The following is a 16576-nucleotide window of genomic DNA, read 5'->3' as shown; positions in this document are numbered from 1 at the left end:
TAAAGGCCATAGGAAACCGCAGGTGACCTGAGGCACCGGCATTTCCAACACCGAGGCGGCCAGGACTGGAGACACACCCGCAATAAAAGGGGGATCCAACCTGGCTCTCATCGCCCTTATCGTCATGGGGACGTTCATATGGATTGGTTCTGGAAGTTTCCGACAATGGATGCCGAAACCCTTCGCGGTGTCAAAAAAAGCATCGACGAAGGATTTCGCGGATTTACGCGGGCGTATGGCAGCGACATTGAAGCGCTGTTCAGTCCCCTGCAAAGTTTCCTGATCTGGTCAGAGCGGCTGCTGACCGGCACACCATGGCCGATTATCATTGTGGTTATCGCCGCCATTGCCTGGCTTGCCAGCCGCAGTCTGCCCATCGTCATCGGCTGCGTGTTCACCCTCTTCCTCATCGGTTATTTCGACATGTGGGCCGATACCATGAAGACGGTGTCGATGATCCTTGTCTGTACTGTGGTGTCGATCCTGATCGGCCTGCCGATCGGCATTGCCATGTCGCGTTCAAACCGGCTGCAGAATGTCGTTAATCCCGTGCTCGACGTCATGCAGACCATGCCGAGTTTCGTCTACCTCATCCCGGTGGTGATGTTGCTTGGCATCGGGCGTGTGCCCGGGGTGATTGCGGTTGTCATCTACGCCATTCCGCCCATGATCCGCCTGACCAATCTTGGCATCCGCATGGTTGACCGTGACGTGCTGGAGGCCGCAGACGCCTTTGGGTCATCCGGCTGGCAGAAGCTGAAGAACGTGCAGCTGCCGCTTGCCCTGCCCACCATCATGGCCGGCATAAACCAGACCATCATGATGGCACTGGCCATGGTGGTGATTGCCTCGATGATTGGCGTGCAGGGTCTGGGGCAACCGGTGCTGAAAGCCATTGCCAACCAGTATTTTACCCTCGGCATTTTTAACGGGCTGGCCATTGTTGGCATCGCCATCATTTTTGACCGTATCAGCCAAGCCTATGGCCTGCGCCTGCAAAAGCACCGGGAAATTACGCATGACTAGTCAATCGATTGAGATCCGGAACCTTTACAAGATTTTCGGACCCCGGCCTGCAAACTTTGTTGAATCAGTCGCCAATGGCATGACAAAAACCGAACTGAACCAGAAACATGGCCATGTCCTGGGTTTGCGCGACATCAACATCACCATTCCCGGCGGCGGCATTACCGTGATCATGGGCCTGTCCGGCTCTGGCAAATCAACGCTCATCCGTCACATCAACCGCCTTATCGAACCAACCGCTGGCGAAGTTCTGTATGGCGGCGATGATGTCTGTCGCATGAGCCAGGACGAATTGCGGGAGTTTCGTCGTCACAAGACGGCAATGGTGTTCCAGAAGTTTGCCCTTCTGCCCCACCGTAACGTGTTGCAGAACACTGTCTACGGCCTTGAAATTCAGGGGACGGCAAAAGAAGAGCGCGAAGAACGCGCACAGATCTGGATCAAGCGTGTGGGACTTGATGGTTTTGCCAACCACTACCCCAATCAGCTGTCCGGTGGCATGCAACAACGTGTCGGTCTTGCCCGCGCGCTGACCCACAATGCTGAAATCCTGTTGATGGACGAAGCCTATTCAGCGCTTGATCCGCTGATCCGCGTCGACATGCAGGGCGTGCTGCTGGAACTGCAAAAGGAACTCAAAAAGACTGTCGTCTTTATCACCCATGATCTGGATGAGGCACTTCGACTGGGCGACAAGATTGCCATCCTGCGTGACGGCGAGGTTATTCAACAGGGTACGCCGGCAGACATCGTGCTCAACCCGGCCGACGCCTATATTGAATCCTTCGTCAAGGAGGTGAACCGTGGGCGCGTGATCCGCCTGAGCGCGGTTGCCGAGCAGACCAGGTCTGTCGGCCCTTCCCTGCAACTCTCGGAAGATGTGACTGTTGAACAGTCGCTGCGCGAACTGACCAAGGCCGGCGCATCGGTCGTCAATATCGTCTGCTCGCAGGGACGCCCTGTCGGCAGTGTCTCCAAAGAAAAACTGGTCGATTGCATGGTGGGGAATGGGTGAAACCCCAACATTTTGCGTTGATCAAGGAGATTCATGCTCAATCACAAATGGGGGTGTGATTGAAATAAATGGTCGGAGCGACAGGATTTGAACCTGCGACCCCTTGCCCCCCAGGCAAGTGCGCTACCGAGCTGCGCTACGCTCCGATCCGCCTAAAAAGGCTTGGTTCGATTAATCTTTTTAAAATACCGATGCAAGCTTAAAATCGATTTTGAAACATAAATAGCCGATTGATTCAGCCGCACCTAGTGCAGCTGAATCAACGCTAACGCATTTTCACTTCAGAAAAACGTAAGCCGCATAAATGGCAATCAGTGCGGCTGCAGCCACAGCGCTGATCAGGCCAAGGCGCTTTTCGATGAAGTGGCGGATGTCCTCGCCATATTTCCGCAGCAGACCGGCCAGAATGAAGAAGCGTGCGCCACGGGTGATGACCGCAGAGATGATAAACAGGCTAAGGCTGATATTGGCAGCACCCGACAGGATCGTCACGACCTTGATTGGCGGCAGATGCGCCAGACCGGATGTGATCAGCAACAGTACAATGGTTTCGTAGTTGACGGTCGCCTGCAGCTCTTCAAATGCATGCAGTTTACCGTAAAACTCCAGCACCGGACGGGCGATGCTTTCAAAGGCGTAATGGCCAAGAAACCACCCTGCGATACCACCGAGCACCGAAAACAGCGTGGCCACAAATGCGTAGTGCATGGCGCGGTGTGGCTTTGCCAGAACCATTGGCAGGAACAGCACGTCGGCGGGAACCAGAAACACTGAGCTTTCCACGAAGGCGACGATTGCCAGCCACCATACGGCGGTCTTGCGACGCGCAAGCGCCATGGTCCAGTCATACAAACCACGCAGCATTTTCCAAACCTTCCTGAAAATCAAAAGATGAAACCGGGCGTTTTCGCCGGCCCAAAACACTCAAATATTCATTCGTCATACCATGCGCCATTTAGCGCAGGTCCCTTTACGCATCCAGACATACGCAAGCGCAAAACTGCGAACCTTTTAGAAAAGTCAATGCTGCATCGCAACCAAAACCTTGTTTTTCTAGCATATATTTCAAAACTGTCATATAGTTGTCAGTGGGAGAACTGAGGAGGAAATGTCATGGACATCTTAGGTCTGTTCACATCGCTTAATCCATTCATCATTGGCGTGCTGATGATCGTATTGGTAGCGGGCGCCTATACAAAATGGGTTTCGCATTAAATCGCGAACAGTTTGAGGCAGACATCCGGTGAAATCGCGGCCATGTGAATGGCAGGCGCTTTGTTGCGCCTGCTTTCTCATAGGCAATTCGTGCCATACCTGTTATCAATCCCTGATTTTAATTTACGGGATAAAACATGACGGCAAACGATTTCACCTTCACCGATACGTCCGAAAAGTTGAGCGCAACGCTTAGAAAACTGATCGGCAAACTCGATGGCCAGACGATTACGCTCAGAGAATTGATGGCTTCTATCGGCGAACAGGGATTGCTGCTGGTTTGCGCCATTGCGTCGCTGCCGTTTCTCATTCCGGTATCCATCCCGGGCGTCAGCACCGTGTTTGGTGCGGCAATCATCATGATCAGCGTTGCCATCACACTCAATCGCATGCCCTGGCTGCCTGCCCGCATTCTGGACAAGCAGATGCAGACGTCAAAACTGCTGCCTGCGCTGGAAAAGGGAGTTTCAATCGTCTCGAAGCTGGATAATTATATCCGCCCTCGCCTACCTGCCCTAACCGGCAGCCTGTTTGCCAACCGCATCAATGGTCTTGCCATCATGGCGGCCGGCATTCTGCTGATGTTGCCGCTCGGCCTCATTCCATTCTCCAATACACTGCCAGCTGTGGCGATCCTGCTGTTTTCGGCGGGCATGATCCAGCGTGACGGATTCTTCGTGGTCGGCGGTTATGCCTTCCTCGTGCTGACCGTCGTCTATTTTTCGATTCTCGCTTATCTGGCGTTTATTGCTGGCCAGGGGCTTGGTGGTCTTTTGGCTGAATAGGCTGCAGATCTTTTACAGGCACTGGTGAACCTTTGCGCCGCGCCCACCATATGGTGACGCGGCGCCTGCCTCTGCGCACGATGTGCAAATCATGCGACAACACGATTACGCCAAGCGGCAACATCCAAAATCCCAATATTGGCAAAAAACCCAACACACCGCCGACGATGAGCAGAGAGCCCGCCGTGATGCGCCCATAACGGGATCTTGGCATTGAGATGCTGATTTTTCCGAGATTCAGTTTGCCATTTCTGGAATCGATTCCAAATTTCATCGACGTATCACTTCTCTCAGCCTCATTTGGCCAAAACATCCAAAATTATTTTCGCTCAACATCCCCTGCAAAATGGGACCTTTTGTGAATAAAACAAGACGAATGCATTTTTTTTGAAAAAAGCACTTGGCAAATGGGAAAAGCATTTGTATTACCCCGCTCACACCACGACAAGCGGTGGACATTCCCTGGTAGCTCAGCGGTAGAGCATTCGACTGTTAATCGACAGGTCGCCGGTTCGAATCCGGCCCGGGGAGCCATTTATCTCTTAAATGGTTGTTCTTTATAGAACACAATATCGCTGAAAACTACCTCACCTTCATATCCGCATTCTGGAAAACTTATTTTCCTTTTGTGAAAATCCTGCAACGGTAACTGACACGCTTTGTCATTATTATCGGCAGGCGATTTTTGCGTTTGAGTCGCTGGCTGGCTAAACAGCAACGACAGAGCGTAAGACGCGGCAAGCGGCCCGAGTGACGGGTTCATCACATCAGAAGCGGAGAATCGCGGAATGACAAAAAAACAAAAAATGGAACACTCCGAGTTTGCCGGTGAGTTTGAAGACGACGGCATCACCGTCCTAGTCGATATCTTCCGCCCTGAAGGAACACAGGGGGACTGGACACTCGAGGTCATCAGCGAACAGGACGACGTCACGACCTGGGACGAGCCGTTTGCGACCGACAAGGACGCCTGGGAAGAGTTTTTGGCGACCTGTGAAAAGGATGGCATTCGCAGCTTCCTGGATGGCGAAGAAGAGCCGTCTGTTCACTAAGCCCCTATAGGCTGTTTCGTGCTTGCAGGCGGAGATCTCCGCCTGATGCCACCTCCAGCCAATATTCCCGGTCGGGCTTGCCCTGCCCGATCCCTGGCGAAAACAAGCATACTTGCAAAGCCAACAAAAAAGGCCGGACACGGAGTGCCGACCTTCTCGTCCGTTGATCCTGTCAGTGCCGGTACATCCGCGGTCAAAGACGTCAACTGGTACTACCATTAGCGTAGCTCGATGACATAACGATGTAAGTGCTGATTGGTTCCTGCTGTTTTCATTTTTTAGATGACAGTGCAGCGTTCTGCCCGCGACTCTCCGTACAGTCGATAATCCCTTGTTTTTCCATCGCGAAAAATCGGCAGATCGTTATTTCTGACAATTGTAATAAACCATCTATTAACCATAACTGGGGCTCTATGTGGGCTATATTTTCATGCTCATGATGAGCGTCTGAATTCCCCAACAGAGCATACATATGACCAGCATTCTCACGAACGCTGGAGCGACTTCTGCGCTTCAGACCCTGCGTACGATCGGCTCCAATCTGGACCGAACGCAAAATCAAGTCAGTTCCGGCCTTCGTGTACAGACAGCAGCAGACAATGCGGCTTACTGGTCCATTTCCACCACCATGCGTTCCGACACCATGGCCATTGACGCCGTGACCGATGCGTTGAACCTTGGGGCAGCCAAGGTTGATACGGCCTATGAGGGTCTGGAATCGACCGTCGACATTCTCAAACAGTTCAAGGCAAAACTCGTCACGGCAAAAGAAGACAGCGTCGACCGAACCAAGGTTCAGGAAGAGCTGGCGCAGCTTATCGATCAGGCCAAAAGCGTCTCCGAATCGGCGAGCTTCAGCGGCCAAAACTGGCTGAATACGGATTTCGACGACATCTTTGACAAAGCCCAGTCAATGGACTCCGTTGTTTCGTCCTTTGTCCGAAACAGCAATGGCGGCGTCAGCGTAAAAACAACCGATGTCGACGTGTCCAAACTCACCTTGTTCAACACGACTGGTGACGGCTTGCTGCAAGTCGACTCGCGCGCCATTGGGGATATCGGCGGTCTGCGCAATGTGGACTGGGAAAGCTATGAAATGTCCGGCTGGCAATATTTCAACTTTCCGCACAGCGCCACCTTTGGTGCCGCAGACGTCATAACATTCGATTACACGGCAGATGGCAGCACGCTTGGAGCCGGAACGACCTATACGCTGACAATAGACCGAAGCACCGTCAATGACGCATTGGGTGCAGGCGCCAATGGTTATATCGGCACGGTCCGCGACTGGATGGTGGTTATTTCAAGAGCGACATGGAGCTCACCTCCGCCCTCCGATCCGAGCCGCGGCAGTGGCTTCGGACAGGCTCATAATATCGGTGGCGTGATGCAAACCTACGGTTTCTTTTCTGGAGAAATGGAAGGTCTGCCCGGCTCTTCGGTCAGAATGAGCAATGTCACGTCGACGTTGGCGGGTGGTTACGCATTCGGTCTGAATGCCCCCACCGGTGTTACCGATGGCGAATACGCGGAATTCGGTTTCAATTTCGGCGACAGCTTTCAAATGAAAACCGATGTCGAATTCTATTTCGACCTTTCACTGAACCGTGGAACACCGCAGATGATCAAGGTGACCAAGGATGATGTCGATACGGCGCTTGGCATTACGACTGGTGAAGTGAACAATGCGGCCGATATGGCGACCGTGCTTCAGCATGTGCTGACCGGCAAGGGCATATCCAGCGTCACCTCAAGCGGCTCGCGTATCACACTCGACATTGACCAGAGCATGTATCCGGACATGGGGTATCGCTCTTCCATCAAGATTTCCGGTGTCTGGGACAATATCGGCAACCCGCCGGACGTGAACCTCGTCGACATGGACATCACTGCGCCGTCTGTCGATCTCGACCGCTATATCAGAGTGATCGAAGGCATGACGAAAAAGGTGGTCAGTGCCGCCTCGCTTCTCGGATCAATTCAGACGCGCATCGATCTGCAGCTGGATTTTGCCTCCAAACTTGGCGATTCCATCGACAGCGGCATTGGCCGTCTGGTTGATGCCGACATGAATGAAGCTTCGACACGCCTGAAAGCGCAGCAGACACAGCAGCAGCTTGCCGTACAGGCTCTCTCTATCTCCAACTCCAACAGCGAGAGCCTGCTGTCACTGTTCCGTTAAGCGTCGATCCGCCTACCGCTGATGGAGCCGACAGGATGAAAACCTCGCCCATAAGATGAATTTTGCCCGTTTGAGGCATTCACAGAAACAGAATTTCTTGCCACAACAGGGGTCAATCCGCTCAAAGCAACGGTAATCATACGCGTCCGAAAGAAGGTCGACCCATGACGATACATACCTCTGTTTTGACAGCCATTGGAAACACGCCACTCATTCGTCTGAATGCTGCATCCGAGGCAACAGGGTGCGAAATTCTTGGCAAGGCCGAGTTTCTCAACCCCGGCCAGTCCGTCAAGGACCGTGCGGCGCTGTACATTATTCGCGATGCTGAAAAACGCGGCCTGCTGCGCCCTGGTGGTACAATTGTTGAGGGCACGGCCGGCAATACCGGCATTGGCCTGACGCTTGTTGCCAGAGCGCTTGGATACCGCACTGTTATCGTCATTCCTGAAACACAAAGCCAGGAAAAGAAGGACGCGCTAAAACTGCTGGGTGCGGAACTGGTGGAAGTGCCAGCTGCCCCCTACTCTAACCCGAACAATTATGTGAAGGTGTCCGGACGTCTGGCCAAGCAGCTTGCTGAAACCGATCCGAACGGCGCCGTATGGGCAAACCAATTCGACAACATCGCCAACCGTCAGGCCCATATCGAAACCACCGCGCCTGAAATCTGGGACCAGACGGATGGTAAGGTTGATGGCTTTATCTGCGCTGTTGGCTCCGGCGGCACGCTGGCTGGCGTTGCCGATGGTCTTCGTGATTTCAACCCTGACATCAAGATCGGCATTGCCGACCCTGATGGTGCGGCACTTTATGAATATTACAAAAACGGCACCCTGAAATCTGAAGGCAACTCCATTACCGAAGGCATTGGTCAGGGCCGCATCACCGCCAACCTGCAGGACTTCACACCGGATTTCGCCTACCGAATTTCTGATGCGGAAGCCCTGCCCGTGTTGTTTGATCTCGTCACCAAGGAAGGCCTGTGCCTTGGTGGTTCAACCGGCATTAACATTGCCGGTGCAATTCGCCTTGCCCGAGACCTCGGTCCGGGGCATACAATCGTCACCATTCTGTGTGACTACGGTAACCGTTACCAGTCGAAGCTCTACAATCCCGCATTCCTGCGGTCCAAGGGGCTTCCTGTTCCGGCCTGGCTCACAGGGAAAAGCGATATATCTGTCCCGTATGAAACCACATAAGGTGCCTAGACTATGCCAGTGAATGCCCTCTTTCGTGATGATTTTTACCTTTCCACCTGCGAGGCAACGGTAACAGACATTCACGAAGACGGGGGCATTGAGCTGGACCAGACCTGCTTTTACGCCACCTCTGGCGGTCAACCTGGCGACACCGGTTTCCTGGAGCGTGCTGACGGCTCCAGAATTCAGCTTGGGCAAACCAGACACAGTCAGGACAAGAGCATTATTATCCACGTTCCGCTTGAAGGACAGGAAAGTGTGGCACCCGGTGAAAAGGTCGTGCTGCATGTGGACTGGGAGCGCCGCTACAAGCTGATGCGGATGCATACCGCCTGTCATCTTCTGTCCGTTGTCTGCCAATGGCCGATTACTGGTGCCGCAGTTGGCGAGGACGAATCGCGTGTTGACTTCGACATGTCGGAAACCATCGACAAGGACGAGGTATCGGCCAAGCTAATGGAACTGGTCAATGCCGACCATCCGGTTTTCCTGCAGTGGATCACCGACGAGGAATTGCAGGCCAATCCCGGCATCGTCAAATCCAAGAATGTGCGCCCACCCGTTGGTCTCGGCCGTGTCAGTCTTGTGTGCATAGGTGAGAACTCGGCAATTGACAGCCAGCCCTGCGGTGGAACACATGTCTCCAAGACACATGAAGTCGGTGAAATACACATCGCCAAGATAGAAAAGAAGGGCAAGGAAAACCGGCGTTTTCGCATCCGTTTCGGTACGCCCGATTCCGCAGCCTGAACAGCAGGGAGACTAGATCGTGAGCAACGAAAAAAGTCGTTTCGTCGTGTCGGCGGACTGGGTGAACAAACAGCTTGGGGCACCTGAGTTCCGTGTCGTCGACGCATCCTGGTATCTTCCAGCCCACAAGCGCAATGGTGCCGACGAATATGCCAAGGGCCATATTCCCGGTGCCGTGTTTTTCGATCAGGACGTGATTGCGGATCACACCACTGGCCTGCCGCATTCCCTGCCCTCGCCGGAATATTTTGCCGAGCAGGTTGGCAAGCTCGGCATCCAGGAAACCGATACGATCGTCGTTTACGATGGCCCCGGATTCTTCTCTGCACCGCGTGTATGGTGGATGCTGCGTGTGATGGGTGCCGAAAGCGTTTACGTGCTGGATGGTGGCCTCGACGGCTGGAAAGCGCAAAACCTGCCGCTTGAAACCGACCTGCCAGAACCGCCAGTCGTCAGCTTTATCCCGCACTTCCAGAAAAATCGTGTCACGTCACTGGACGAAATGCGTAGTGTTGTCGACGCCGGCAGCAAGCAGATTGCCGACGCGCGTGGCGCTGGCCGCTTTACCGGCGACGAGGCCGAACCGCGTGCTGGCATGCGCTCTGGCCATATGCCTGGCGCCCGCAGCCTGCCTGCCACGGCATTTTCGGAAAACGGTCACTTCAAGGATCTGGCGACACTGCGCAAGATGGTGACGGAAGCCGGCATCGATCTCTCCAAGCCGGTTGTTACCAGCTGTGGTTCTGGCGTGACGGCAGCGGTTATCACGCTGGCGCTTGAATCGCTTGGCCACAAGACCAACAGCCTGTTCGATGGCTCCTGGTCGCAGTGGGGCAGCCTTGAAGACACGCCTGTGGTCACCGGCCCAGCCGAGGCGATCGCGGCCCGAGACAGTGATCCGCTGAAAGCCCATGTCACGCAGCTTGAAATGACGGCTGCGCCAAAGATCAGCATTGCTGTTCCGGTCAACATCCAGACCGCGATCATGCGTGCCCCGAACATCCCGCTGCATTTTTACCGCTACCTGTACTGGCGGGTCGGCAAACGCTGGCACTGGCAAAAACGCATGCGCATGAGCGACGCGGAACTTGGCGCTGTTTTGAGCGACCCGAAAAACAGCGTCTGCGTGCTGTATATGAACGGTTCGCCTGCCGGTTTCTTCGAACTGTACAAGCGCGATGATGACGTGACCCAGCTTTCCTATTTCGGCCTGTTCGAAGAAGCCATTGGCGCTGGCATCGGCAAATGGTTCCTGTTGCAGGCACTCTATGCCGCCTGGCAGGACAATCCGAAAAAAGTCACCGTTACCACCAACACGCTCGACCACCCGCGTGCGCTGCAGCTTTACCAGATGATGGGCTTCTCGCCTGTCGGCACCTATCAGGCCTGGGTTCAGCCGTTGAGCGAGGCGGAACTGCTCAATATCGCCGTTCAGAACTGATCACTGACGGCGGCGGATTGCACCATTAATCAGTTTGAACCGGCGGCAACCGCCGGTTCAGGTTTCCTTCAGGTTGTGCGTGGCAATTTGCCCGCGACAATAACGAGGTAAAGGAAACCAACCATGAACCGTCGATCTTTCCTGACTGCACTTGCTGCCACAGCGTTTGTTCCGGCAGTTGCCAGTGCGCAGGAAACTCCATCTTCCGGCACCATCATGCGCCGTCTTGAGGCAGCACCGTCGCGCCGCATGCGTCCCGAAGAGCGCGTGACCATCCAGGAATTCAAGCGCCGGCCGGAACTGCGGCGCAGCGCCCCTTCCATCGACATTCAGTCCATCAATTTCGCCTTCGGTTCGGCTGAAATTCCCCGTTCGGAATATCGTAAAGTACGCGAGATCGGCGTTGCCCTGGAACAGATCCTTCGCCGCCGTCGCGGAGCACGTTTCCTGATTGAGGGTCACACAGACGCAGTTGGTTCTGAGGCCTCCAACCAGGTCCTATCGGAACGTCGCGCAGAATCACTCAAGTGGCTGCTGGTGCAGGAATTCCGTGTACCCCCACGGGCGCTGGAAACCGTGGGTTATGGCGAAAGCTATCTGCTTGTTAACACGCAGTTTGAAGAGTGGCGCAACCGTCGCGTTACGCTGCGTCGTATCGATGAATTCCTGCGCTAATCCCATCAGGATGAGCGTCACGCATATGGGCACGCCTCATATGCGTGACGCATTGTTTTATTGTCTGGTGAGACCAACAACAGTCGCGTCATCGCTTTCGGTTTCACTTTGCGGCTGGGTTTCGTCAGCGGCATTGTTCAAGAAGTAATTGGCGACCAATTCGCCGTGGAACTTGGCGAACTCATAACAAAAGGTGATCTCGCGGTCTTTTGGCGACCAGAAGGCATTCGCCTGACCGCATTGTTTTGCCGTCAACTTGATGCCGTCCTTGATATTATAGAGGCCGGAAAAGGAGTTGCCGATCAATTCCAGCAGTTTCGATTCCTTGACGATCGTTTGAAACAACTCAAGGCTTGGGTCGGTGATCGGCTCGTAAGTAATTTCAAACTTCGTGCTGGCATTGGCTGTCGCCTCATGCGGCTTCAGAAGCGTTTTCCAGCTGCGTACTTTCTGCGGATATTCCGAGATGCACTCCTCGCGGCGGTCCTCAGGAAACTCCAGAGAATCAATAAATTCCTTGAAGTTCTTGTAGTCGTGGCCGGCCATCGAGCAGGCAATGGCCCAGCCACGCTGTTCGTCCAAACCGTGGGCGCCCCAGAAGGCCTGTTCCTCTTCAGCGTCCGCTGCCGCTTCGCTCGACAGGAACCAGCCATCGGCTGCATCGATAATGGCCTGATCGAGCAGGTCATCATCAGCCTCCAGCATCAGGATCGACGACAGGTTATCAACCGCGTCTTCCTCTCGACCCAGCACAGGCAGGTCAAACTCGGAAACCAGCATGTGGCCGGCTTCGTGGTACAGAATAAAGATACCGTTGCCGACAACGAACTGTACCATTTCCTCGATCTGCTGATCCGTCAGCTTTTCGAAGTCGGGACTATCCTGTGCCGAAACGTTCCATGCGGGAAATACAGCCACCAACGCAGAAATAAAAAACGCAAAAATACTGTGCGGCATAAGGCGCTCCGGGCCGTGCATGAAAGTTTCGCAAATAGAGCATCAAAGCACATGAGTCTGACAATGGGCATTTCCCGGTCACACACAAGAATCGGGTGGCCGGGCGATGCTTTGCGGCGCATAGCGACAAAGCAGCAACGCATTTGGAGCCACTGACATGAACACCATTCTGTTTACCGCCATGCCGACTGAAGAGGCAGATGCATTTCGGGCCGGGCGTAACGATGCCTATGGCAAACCCGCCGAACGCTCGGTCTCATCAGGCGGCATGCCCTGCCGCCATTGCCTTGGTAAAATTGCTGAGGGAGAAGCGATGCTCCTCCTCGCCTACCGGCCGTTTAACGACCTACAGCCCGATGCCGAGACCGGACCGATCTTCATCCACGAGCGGTCATGCCCTCGCTATGCGGCAAGCGAGGTTTTGCCGCCAATGCTTGAAAGTGCTGACTATATCGTGCGCGGTTATGGCCCTGATGACCGCATCGTGTACGGCACCGGCGCAGTGACACCGACACCGGAGATATCACAACGTGCCGCCAGCCTGTTTCAACGGCCGGAGATTGCCTATGTGCATGTCCGTTCGGCCCGCAACAATTGTTACCAGTGCCGAATAGATCGCGGTTAGGTTTAATTTTACGCATCGTTCTAAATGGCATGTAAGAATTATCTGCAATGATACCCGTAGCTTAAACTCGGTCGGGTAGACACTATGACAGGTAACATGACGATGCAGACGCGCAGTGCAAAGCGCGAGCAAACCCGCATCTATGCCACGGTGCATTATTTCAACCAATCCGTTGCCGGGCGCGTCGTCGACCTGTCGGCAACGGGTATCGCCATTGAATTGCAGGGGCCATTTACGGCATCCAAAGGCAGCCGGGTGAAAATCCAGAGTGACGATCTGGGTTTCATCGAGGGTGAAGTACAGTGGCATCACATGAACCGGCTGGGTGTTCAATTGAAAATGTCCACCAACACGCTGGCACAGGTTTCCTCTTATTTCCGGTTCTTCCATCAAGAGGTCAAACCGACCCTCGCCCGCTAGTTGCACAAAGACATTATGCACATTTAAAAATTTCGGGAAAAAGACGTTTCGTCATTTTCCTGATGCACTCATCTGAGAATGGCCTTAGGCTGGTTTCAGGTCAGCCCAAGATCATATCAAGGAGTTCCCATGTCTTCGTCGCTGTTCGCGCTTCATCCCATCACACGGAGGTCGCTACTGGGAGGTATAGCTGCCTCCTCCGCGCTCGTCATGCTGCACCCGTTTGCAGCACGTGCGCAGGGTAATCAGGCTCATCTGCGCATTATGGAAACCACGGATATTCACGTCCATGTGTTCCCGTATGACTATTATGCCGACAAGCCGAATGACACGATGGGCCTTGCACGTACGGCCACGATCATGGATTCGATCCGTGCCGAAGCTGGCAATTCCATGCTGGTCGACAATGGTGACTTCCTGCAGGGTAACCCGCTTGGCGACTTTATCGCCTATGAGCGTGGTATGAAGGCGGGTGACAAGCACCCTGTCATCAACGCCATGAATGTTCTGGGTTACGATTGTGGCACGCTGGGCAATCATGAGTTCAATTACGGCCTGGACTACATGTCCAACACACTGGCGGGTGCGAATTTCCCTTATGTCTGCGCCAACGTGACCAAAGGTCAGCTGGCCAGCGATCCGAAGCAGGATGACCTGTTTTTCAAGCCCTACGTCATTCTTGAAAAGAAGATCAAGGACGGCGCTGGCAAGGAAAGCCCGATCAAGATTGGCATTATCGGTTTCGTTCCACCGCAGATCATGCAGTGGGATGCCAAGAACCTTGAAGGCAAGGCGCAGACCCGCGACATCGTGGAAGCTGCCAAGGCCTGGGTTCCTGCCATGAAGGAAGAAGGCGCCGACATCATCATCGCGCTGTCGCACTCCGGCATTGATGGTAAGGGCCAGACCGAGCGCATGGAAAATGCGTCGCTCTATCTGGCTGGCGTTGAAGGCATTGATGCCATCTTCACCGGTCACCAGCATCTGGTCTTTCCCGGCCCCAAGACCTGGGACGGCATTGAAGGCGTTGATCCCGTCAAGGGAACGCTGATGGGCAAGCCAACCGTCATGGGCGGCTTCTGGGGTTCGCATCTGGGCCTCATCGACCTGCTGCTCGAAAAAGACGGCAAGGCGTGGAAGATCGTCGACTTCACAACGGAAGCGCGCCCGATCTACCATCGCGATGACAAGCGCAAGATCGTTGCGGATGTCGAAAGCAAACAGGCGGTTCTGGATGCCGTAAAGGCCGACCATGAAGCGACACTTGATTATGTGCGCCGTCCGGTCGGCAAGACCTCTGCTCCGCTCTACTCCTATTTCGCACTGGTTGCGGATGATCCATCTGTGCAGATCGTTTCCAATGCGCAGACCTGGTACATCAAAGACATGCTGAAAGAGACGGAATACAAGGATTATCCTGTTCTTTCCGCAGCCGCGCCGTTCAAGGCTGGTGGTCGTGGTGGTGCAGAATATTATACGGATGTCGCAGCGGGTGATATCGCCATCAAAAATGTGGCCGATCTCTACCTCTATCCTAATACGGTGCAGGCCGTGCTGATTACCGGTGCGCAGGTCAAGAACTGGCTGGAAATGTCTGCGGGCATGTTCAACACGGTTGAAGTGGGCTCCAAGGACGCTCCGCTGCTCAACCCGGAATTCCCGTCCTATAATTACGACGTCATTGACGGCGTTACCTACCAGATCGATGTCTCGAAACCCGCAAAATACGACAAGGATGGCAAGGCGGTAACGCCTGAAAGCAATCGTATCGTCAACCTGCAGTTCAACGGCAAGCCCATCGATCCCGAGCAGAAATTCGTGGTTGCGACCAACAACTACCGCGCCAGCGGTGGCGGCAAGTTCCCTGACATCGCCACAGACAAGATCATCTTCGAGGCACCGGATACCAACCGCGATGTGATCGTGCGTTACATCGTTGACCAGGGAACAATCAACCCTGAGGCTGATGCCAACTGGTCGTTTGCGCCTGTTGCCAACACCACCGCAACGTTCGAAACCGGCCCTAAGGGCCGTCAGTATGCGGACCACGTGAAAGGCGCAAAGATCGAAGAAGCCGGCGACGGCGCAGAAGGTTTTGCGAAGTTCCGCCTGATCCTCTGATTAAGGTGAGTGCATAAAACAAAAGAGGCAGAGCAATTGATGTTGCTCTGCCTTTTTATTTGCGCGGTTTGCCGAGGAAACGCCTTGCCCTAGGGGCAGCGCCTATTCGGCAGCCACCACCCTGACCGCCGGTTTTGTGCGGCTGATCATCTTGGTGAAATCCTGATGGTTGAGGCACATGCCAAGCCGCTGGCGGAACGCTTCCACCATCCAGCTTGAGGCAGGCCCCAGAGGGGTCGAGACCTTGCGCATGGCATAAAGCGGGTACTCGCCCTGCTCATAGGCCTCAAGCTGCAGGTGGACCAAACGACCGGCGGCCAGATCATCCTGCAAAACGGAGGCCGGCAAGCCACCCCAGCCCAGGCCACCAAGAATGAGGTTGTGTTTGGTGGCAATGTCGCTGACACGCCATATCTTGTAGGATAGCACATTGAACTGGCGGCTGCCCGTCAGGCCCGACGCATCAGTGACCACCAACTGCACCTCGTCGCGTACATCCGCCAACGTCAATGGACGGCCCAACAACACAAGCGGGTGGTTCGGCGCTGCCACTGGCAGCATGAAGGAATGGCCGACCTTTTCCGAGAAGATATCGTCCTGCGGTTTGATGGCCGCTCCACCAAGGCCGATCGTCGCCTGCCCGCTGGCCACCATGTCGGTGACCATTCCCAGTTCGCCGACATTGAGACGCAGCGAAACGGAGGGGAATTCATCTCGAAACTCACGCAAGACTTCGACAACCGCACGGTTCGGTACCATGGTGCTGATGGCAACCGAAACTTCGGCCTCCAAGCCCTGTCGCAGCCCCTTGGCGCGCGCCCGCATGACCTGAAGATCGGAGACGATACGCCGGGCGTCCTCAATCATCGCCTTGCCCGCATCGGTCAGTTTTGGCTGGCGAACGCCATTGCGTTCGAACAGGTTGACCTCCAGTTGCGCTTCAAGATTGGCAATGGTGTAGCTGATAACCGACTGGGCGCGGTTCAGGGCACGCGAAGCTGCTGAAAAGCTTCCGGTTTCTGCCACCGTCAAAAACACCTGCAATTGGTCGAGTGTTGGATTGGCGTCCATGTCTTATCCATTTCATCGATAATTCAAATCTATATTATC

The 16576-nt window shown here is 54.5% G+C and carries 15 protein-coding genes, 2 tRNA genes and 2 pseudogenes; 14 read left to right on the top strand and 5 right to left on the bottom strand.

Annotated features, from left to right (window positions below; all coding sequences use genetic code 11):
* Positions 1 to 138 precede the first annotated feature (138 nt).
* A complete protein-coding gene (locus tag ACZ5FM_RS04560; RefSeq protein ID WP_275640895.1) occupies positions 139 to 1026 on the top strand; it encodes an ABC transporter permease in 888 nt (295 codons plus the stop codon).
* A complete protein-coding gene (locus ACZ5FM_RS04555; protein ID WP_464039830.1) occupies positions 1019 to 2041 on the top strand; it encodes a quaternary amine ABC transporter ATP-binding protein in 1023 nt (340 codons plus the stop codon). The genes ACZ5FM_RS04560 and ACZ5FM_RS04555 overlap by 8 nt, the downstream gene beginning before the upstream one ends.
* A 69-nt stretch (positions 2042 to 2110) precedes the next feature.
* Here ACZ5FM_RS04555 and ACZ5FM_RS04550 read toward each other — a convergent pair.
* Together ACZ5FM_RS04550 and ACZ5FM_RS04545 are read right to left on the bottom strand one after the other, a co-directional pair.
* A tRNA-Pro gene (locus ACZ5FM_RS04550) sits at positions 2111 to 2187 on the bottom strand.
* 130 nt (positions 2188 to 2317) lie between these two features.
* A complete protein-coding gene (locus tag ACZ5FM_RS04545; RefSeq protein WP_464039829.1) occupies positions 2318 to 2905 on the bottom strand; it encodes a YqaA family protein in 588 nt (195 codons plus the stop codon).
* 488 nt (positions 2906 to 3393) lie between these two features.
* Here ACZ5FM_RS04545 and ACZ5FM_RS04540 point away from each other — a divergent pair, with 488 nt between their 5' ends.
* A complete protein-coding gene (locus tag ACZ5FM_RS04540) occupies positions 3394 to 4041 on the top strand; it encodes an exopolysaccharide biosynthesis protein (protein ID WP_464039828.1) in 648 nt (215 codons plus the stop codon).
* Here ACZ5FM_RS04540 and ACZ5FM_RS04535 read toward each other — a convergent pair.
* The gene (locus ACZ5FM_RS04535) at positions 4001 to 4315 is read right to left on the bottom strand and encodes a hypothetical protein (RefSeq protein WP_250982828.1); all 315 of its coding nucleotides are present in this window, start codon (positions 4313 to 4315) and stop codon (positions 4001 to 4003) included. The two genes, ACZ5FM_RS04540 and ACZ5FM_RS04535, sit on opposite strands and share 41 nt — an antisense overlap.
* A 185-nt stretch (positions 4316 to 4500) precedes the next feature.
* Between ACZ5FM_RS04535 and ACZ5FM_RS04530 the strand changes: the two genes are divergently transcribed.
* From ACZ5FM_RS04530 to ACZ5FM_RS04495, 8 genes and pseudogenes are all read left to right on the top strand, one after another.
* Positions 4501 to 4575, top strand: a tRNA-Asn gene (locus ACZ5FM_RS04530).
* A 254-nt stretch (positions 4576 to 4829) separates the two neighbouring features.
* A complete protein-coding gene (locus tag ACZ5FM_RS04525; protein WP_192487516.1) occupies positions 4830 to 5093 on the top strand; it encodes a hypothetical protein in 264 nt (87 codons plus the stop codon).
* 472 nt (positions 5094 to 5565) lie between these two features.
* Positions 5566 to 5958, top strand: a pseudogene (locus ACZ5FM_RS04520) (flagellin N-terminal helical domain-containing protein); the annotation flags it as partial.
* Between the two features lie 1014 nt (positions 5959 to 6972).
* Positions 6973 to 7275 (top strand): annotated as a pseudogene (locus ACZ5FM_RS04515) (flagellin); the annotation flags it as partial.
* 164 nt (positions 7276 to 7439) lie between these two features.
* The gene (locus ACZ5FM_RS04510) at positions 7440 to 8477 is read left to right on the top strand and encodes a cysteine synthase A (RefSeq protein ID WP_192487515.1); all 1038 of its coding nucleotides are present in this window, start codon (positions 7440 to 7442) and stop codon (positions 8475 to 8477) included.
* 12 nt (positions 8478 to 8489) lie between these two features.
* On the top strand, positions 8490 to 9227 hold the full coding sequence (locus tag ACZ5FM_RS04505; protein WP_464039827.1) for an alanyl-tRNA editing protein: 738 nt from the start codon (positions 8490 to 8492) through the stop codon (positions 9225 to 9227).
* Between the two features lie 19 nt (positions 9228 to 9246).
* Positions 9247 to 10668, top strand: a complete 1422-nt coding sequence (gene sseA / locus ACZ5FM_RS04500) for a 3-mercaptopyruvate sulfurtransferase (RefSeq protein ID WP_464039826.1) — start codon at positions 9247 to 9249, stop codon at positions 10666 to 10668.
* Between the two features lie 123 nt (positions 10669 to 10791).
* On the top strand, positions 10792 to 11343 hold the full coding sequence (locus ACZ5FM_RS04495; protein WP_250982889.1) for an OmpA family protein: 552 nt from the start codon (positions 10792 to 10794) through the stop codon (positions 11341 to 11343).
* A 57-nt stretch (positions 11344 to 11400) separates the two neighbouring features.
* Here ACZ5FM_RS04495 and ACZ5FM_RS04490 read toward each other — a convergent pair whose 3' ends face one another.
* Complete coding sequence (locus ACZ5FM_RS04490) at positions 11401 to 12300, bottom strand: DUF4344 domain-containing metallopeptidase (RefSeq protein WP_464039825.1); 900 nt, start codon at positions 12298 to 12300, stop codon at positions 11401 to 11403.
* 157 nt (positions 12301 to 12457) lie between these two features.
* Here ACZ5FM_RS04490 and ACZ5FM_RS04485 point away from each other — a divergent pair, with 157 nt between their 5' ends.
* The 3 genes from ACZ5FM_RS04485 (at position 12458) to ACZ5FM_RS04475 (ending at position 15466) form a co-directional block, all read left to right on the top strand.
* Complete coding sequence (locus ACZ5FM_RS04485) at positions 12458 to 12925, top strand: DUF1203 domain-containing protein (RefSeq protein WP_464039824.1); 468 nt, start codon at positions 12458 to 12460, stop codon at positions 12923 to 12925.
* 84 nt (positions 12926 to 13009) lie between these two features.
* Positions 13010 to 13345, top strand: coding sequence for a PilZ domain-containing protein (locus tag ACZ5FM_RS04480; RefSeq protein WP_192487509.1), 336 nt, complete (start codon positions 13010 to 13012; stop codon positions 13343 to 13345).
* A 129-nt stretch (positions 13346 to 13474) separates the two neighbouring features.
* A complete protein-coding gene (locus tag ACZ5FM_RS04475; protein WP_259145328.1) occupies positions 13475 to 15466 on the top strand; it encodes a bifunctional 2',3'-cyclic-nucleotide 2'-phosphodiesterase/3'-nucleotidase in 1992 nt (663 codons plus the stop codon).
* 102 nt (positions 15467 to 15568) lie between these two features.
* Here the strand turns inward: ACZ5FM_RS04475 and ACZ5FM_RS04470 are convergent, their stop codons facing one another.
* Positions 15569 to 16537 (bottom strand): LysR family transcriptional regulator, encoded by a 969-nt coding sequence (locus ACZ5FM_RS04470; protein WP_312943686.1) that lies wholly within the window; start codon positions 16535 to 16537, stop codon positions 15569 to 15571.
* Between the last annotated feature and the right edge of the window lie 39 nt (positions 16538 to 16576).

This window comes from Agrobacterium sp. 5Ca50 (assembly GCF_055381905.1).
The sequence above is the reverse complement of the archived record's forward strand: the minus strand, read 5'-3'. Positions and strand labels throughout refer to the sequence as shown.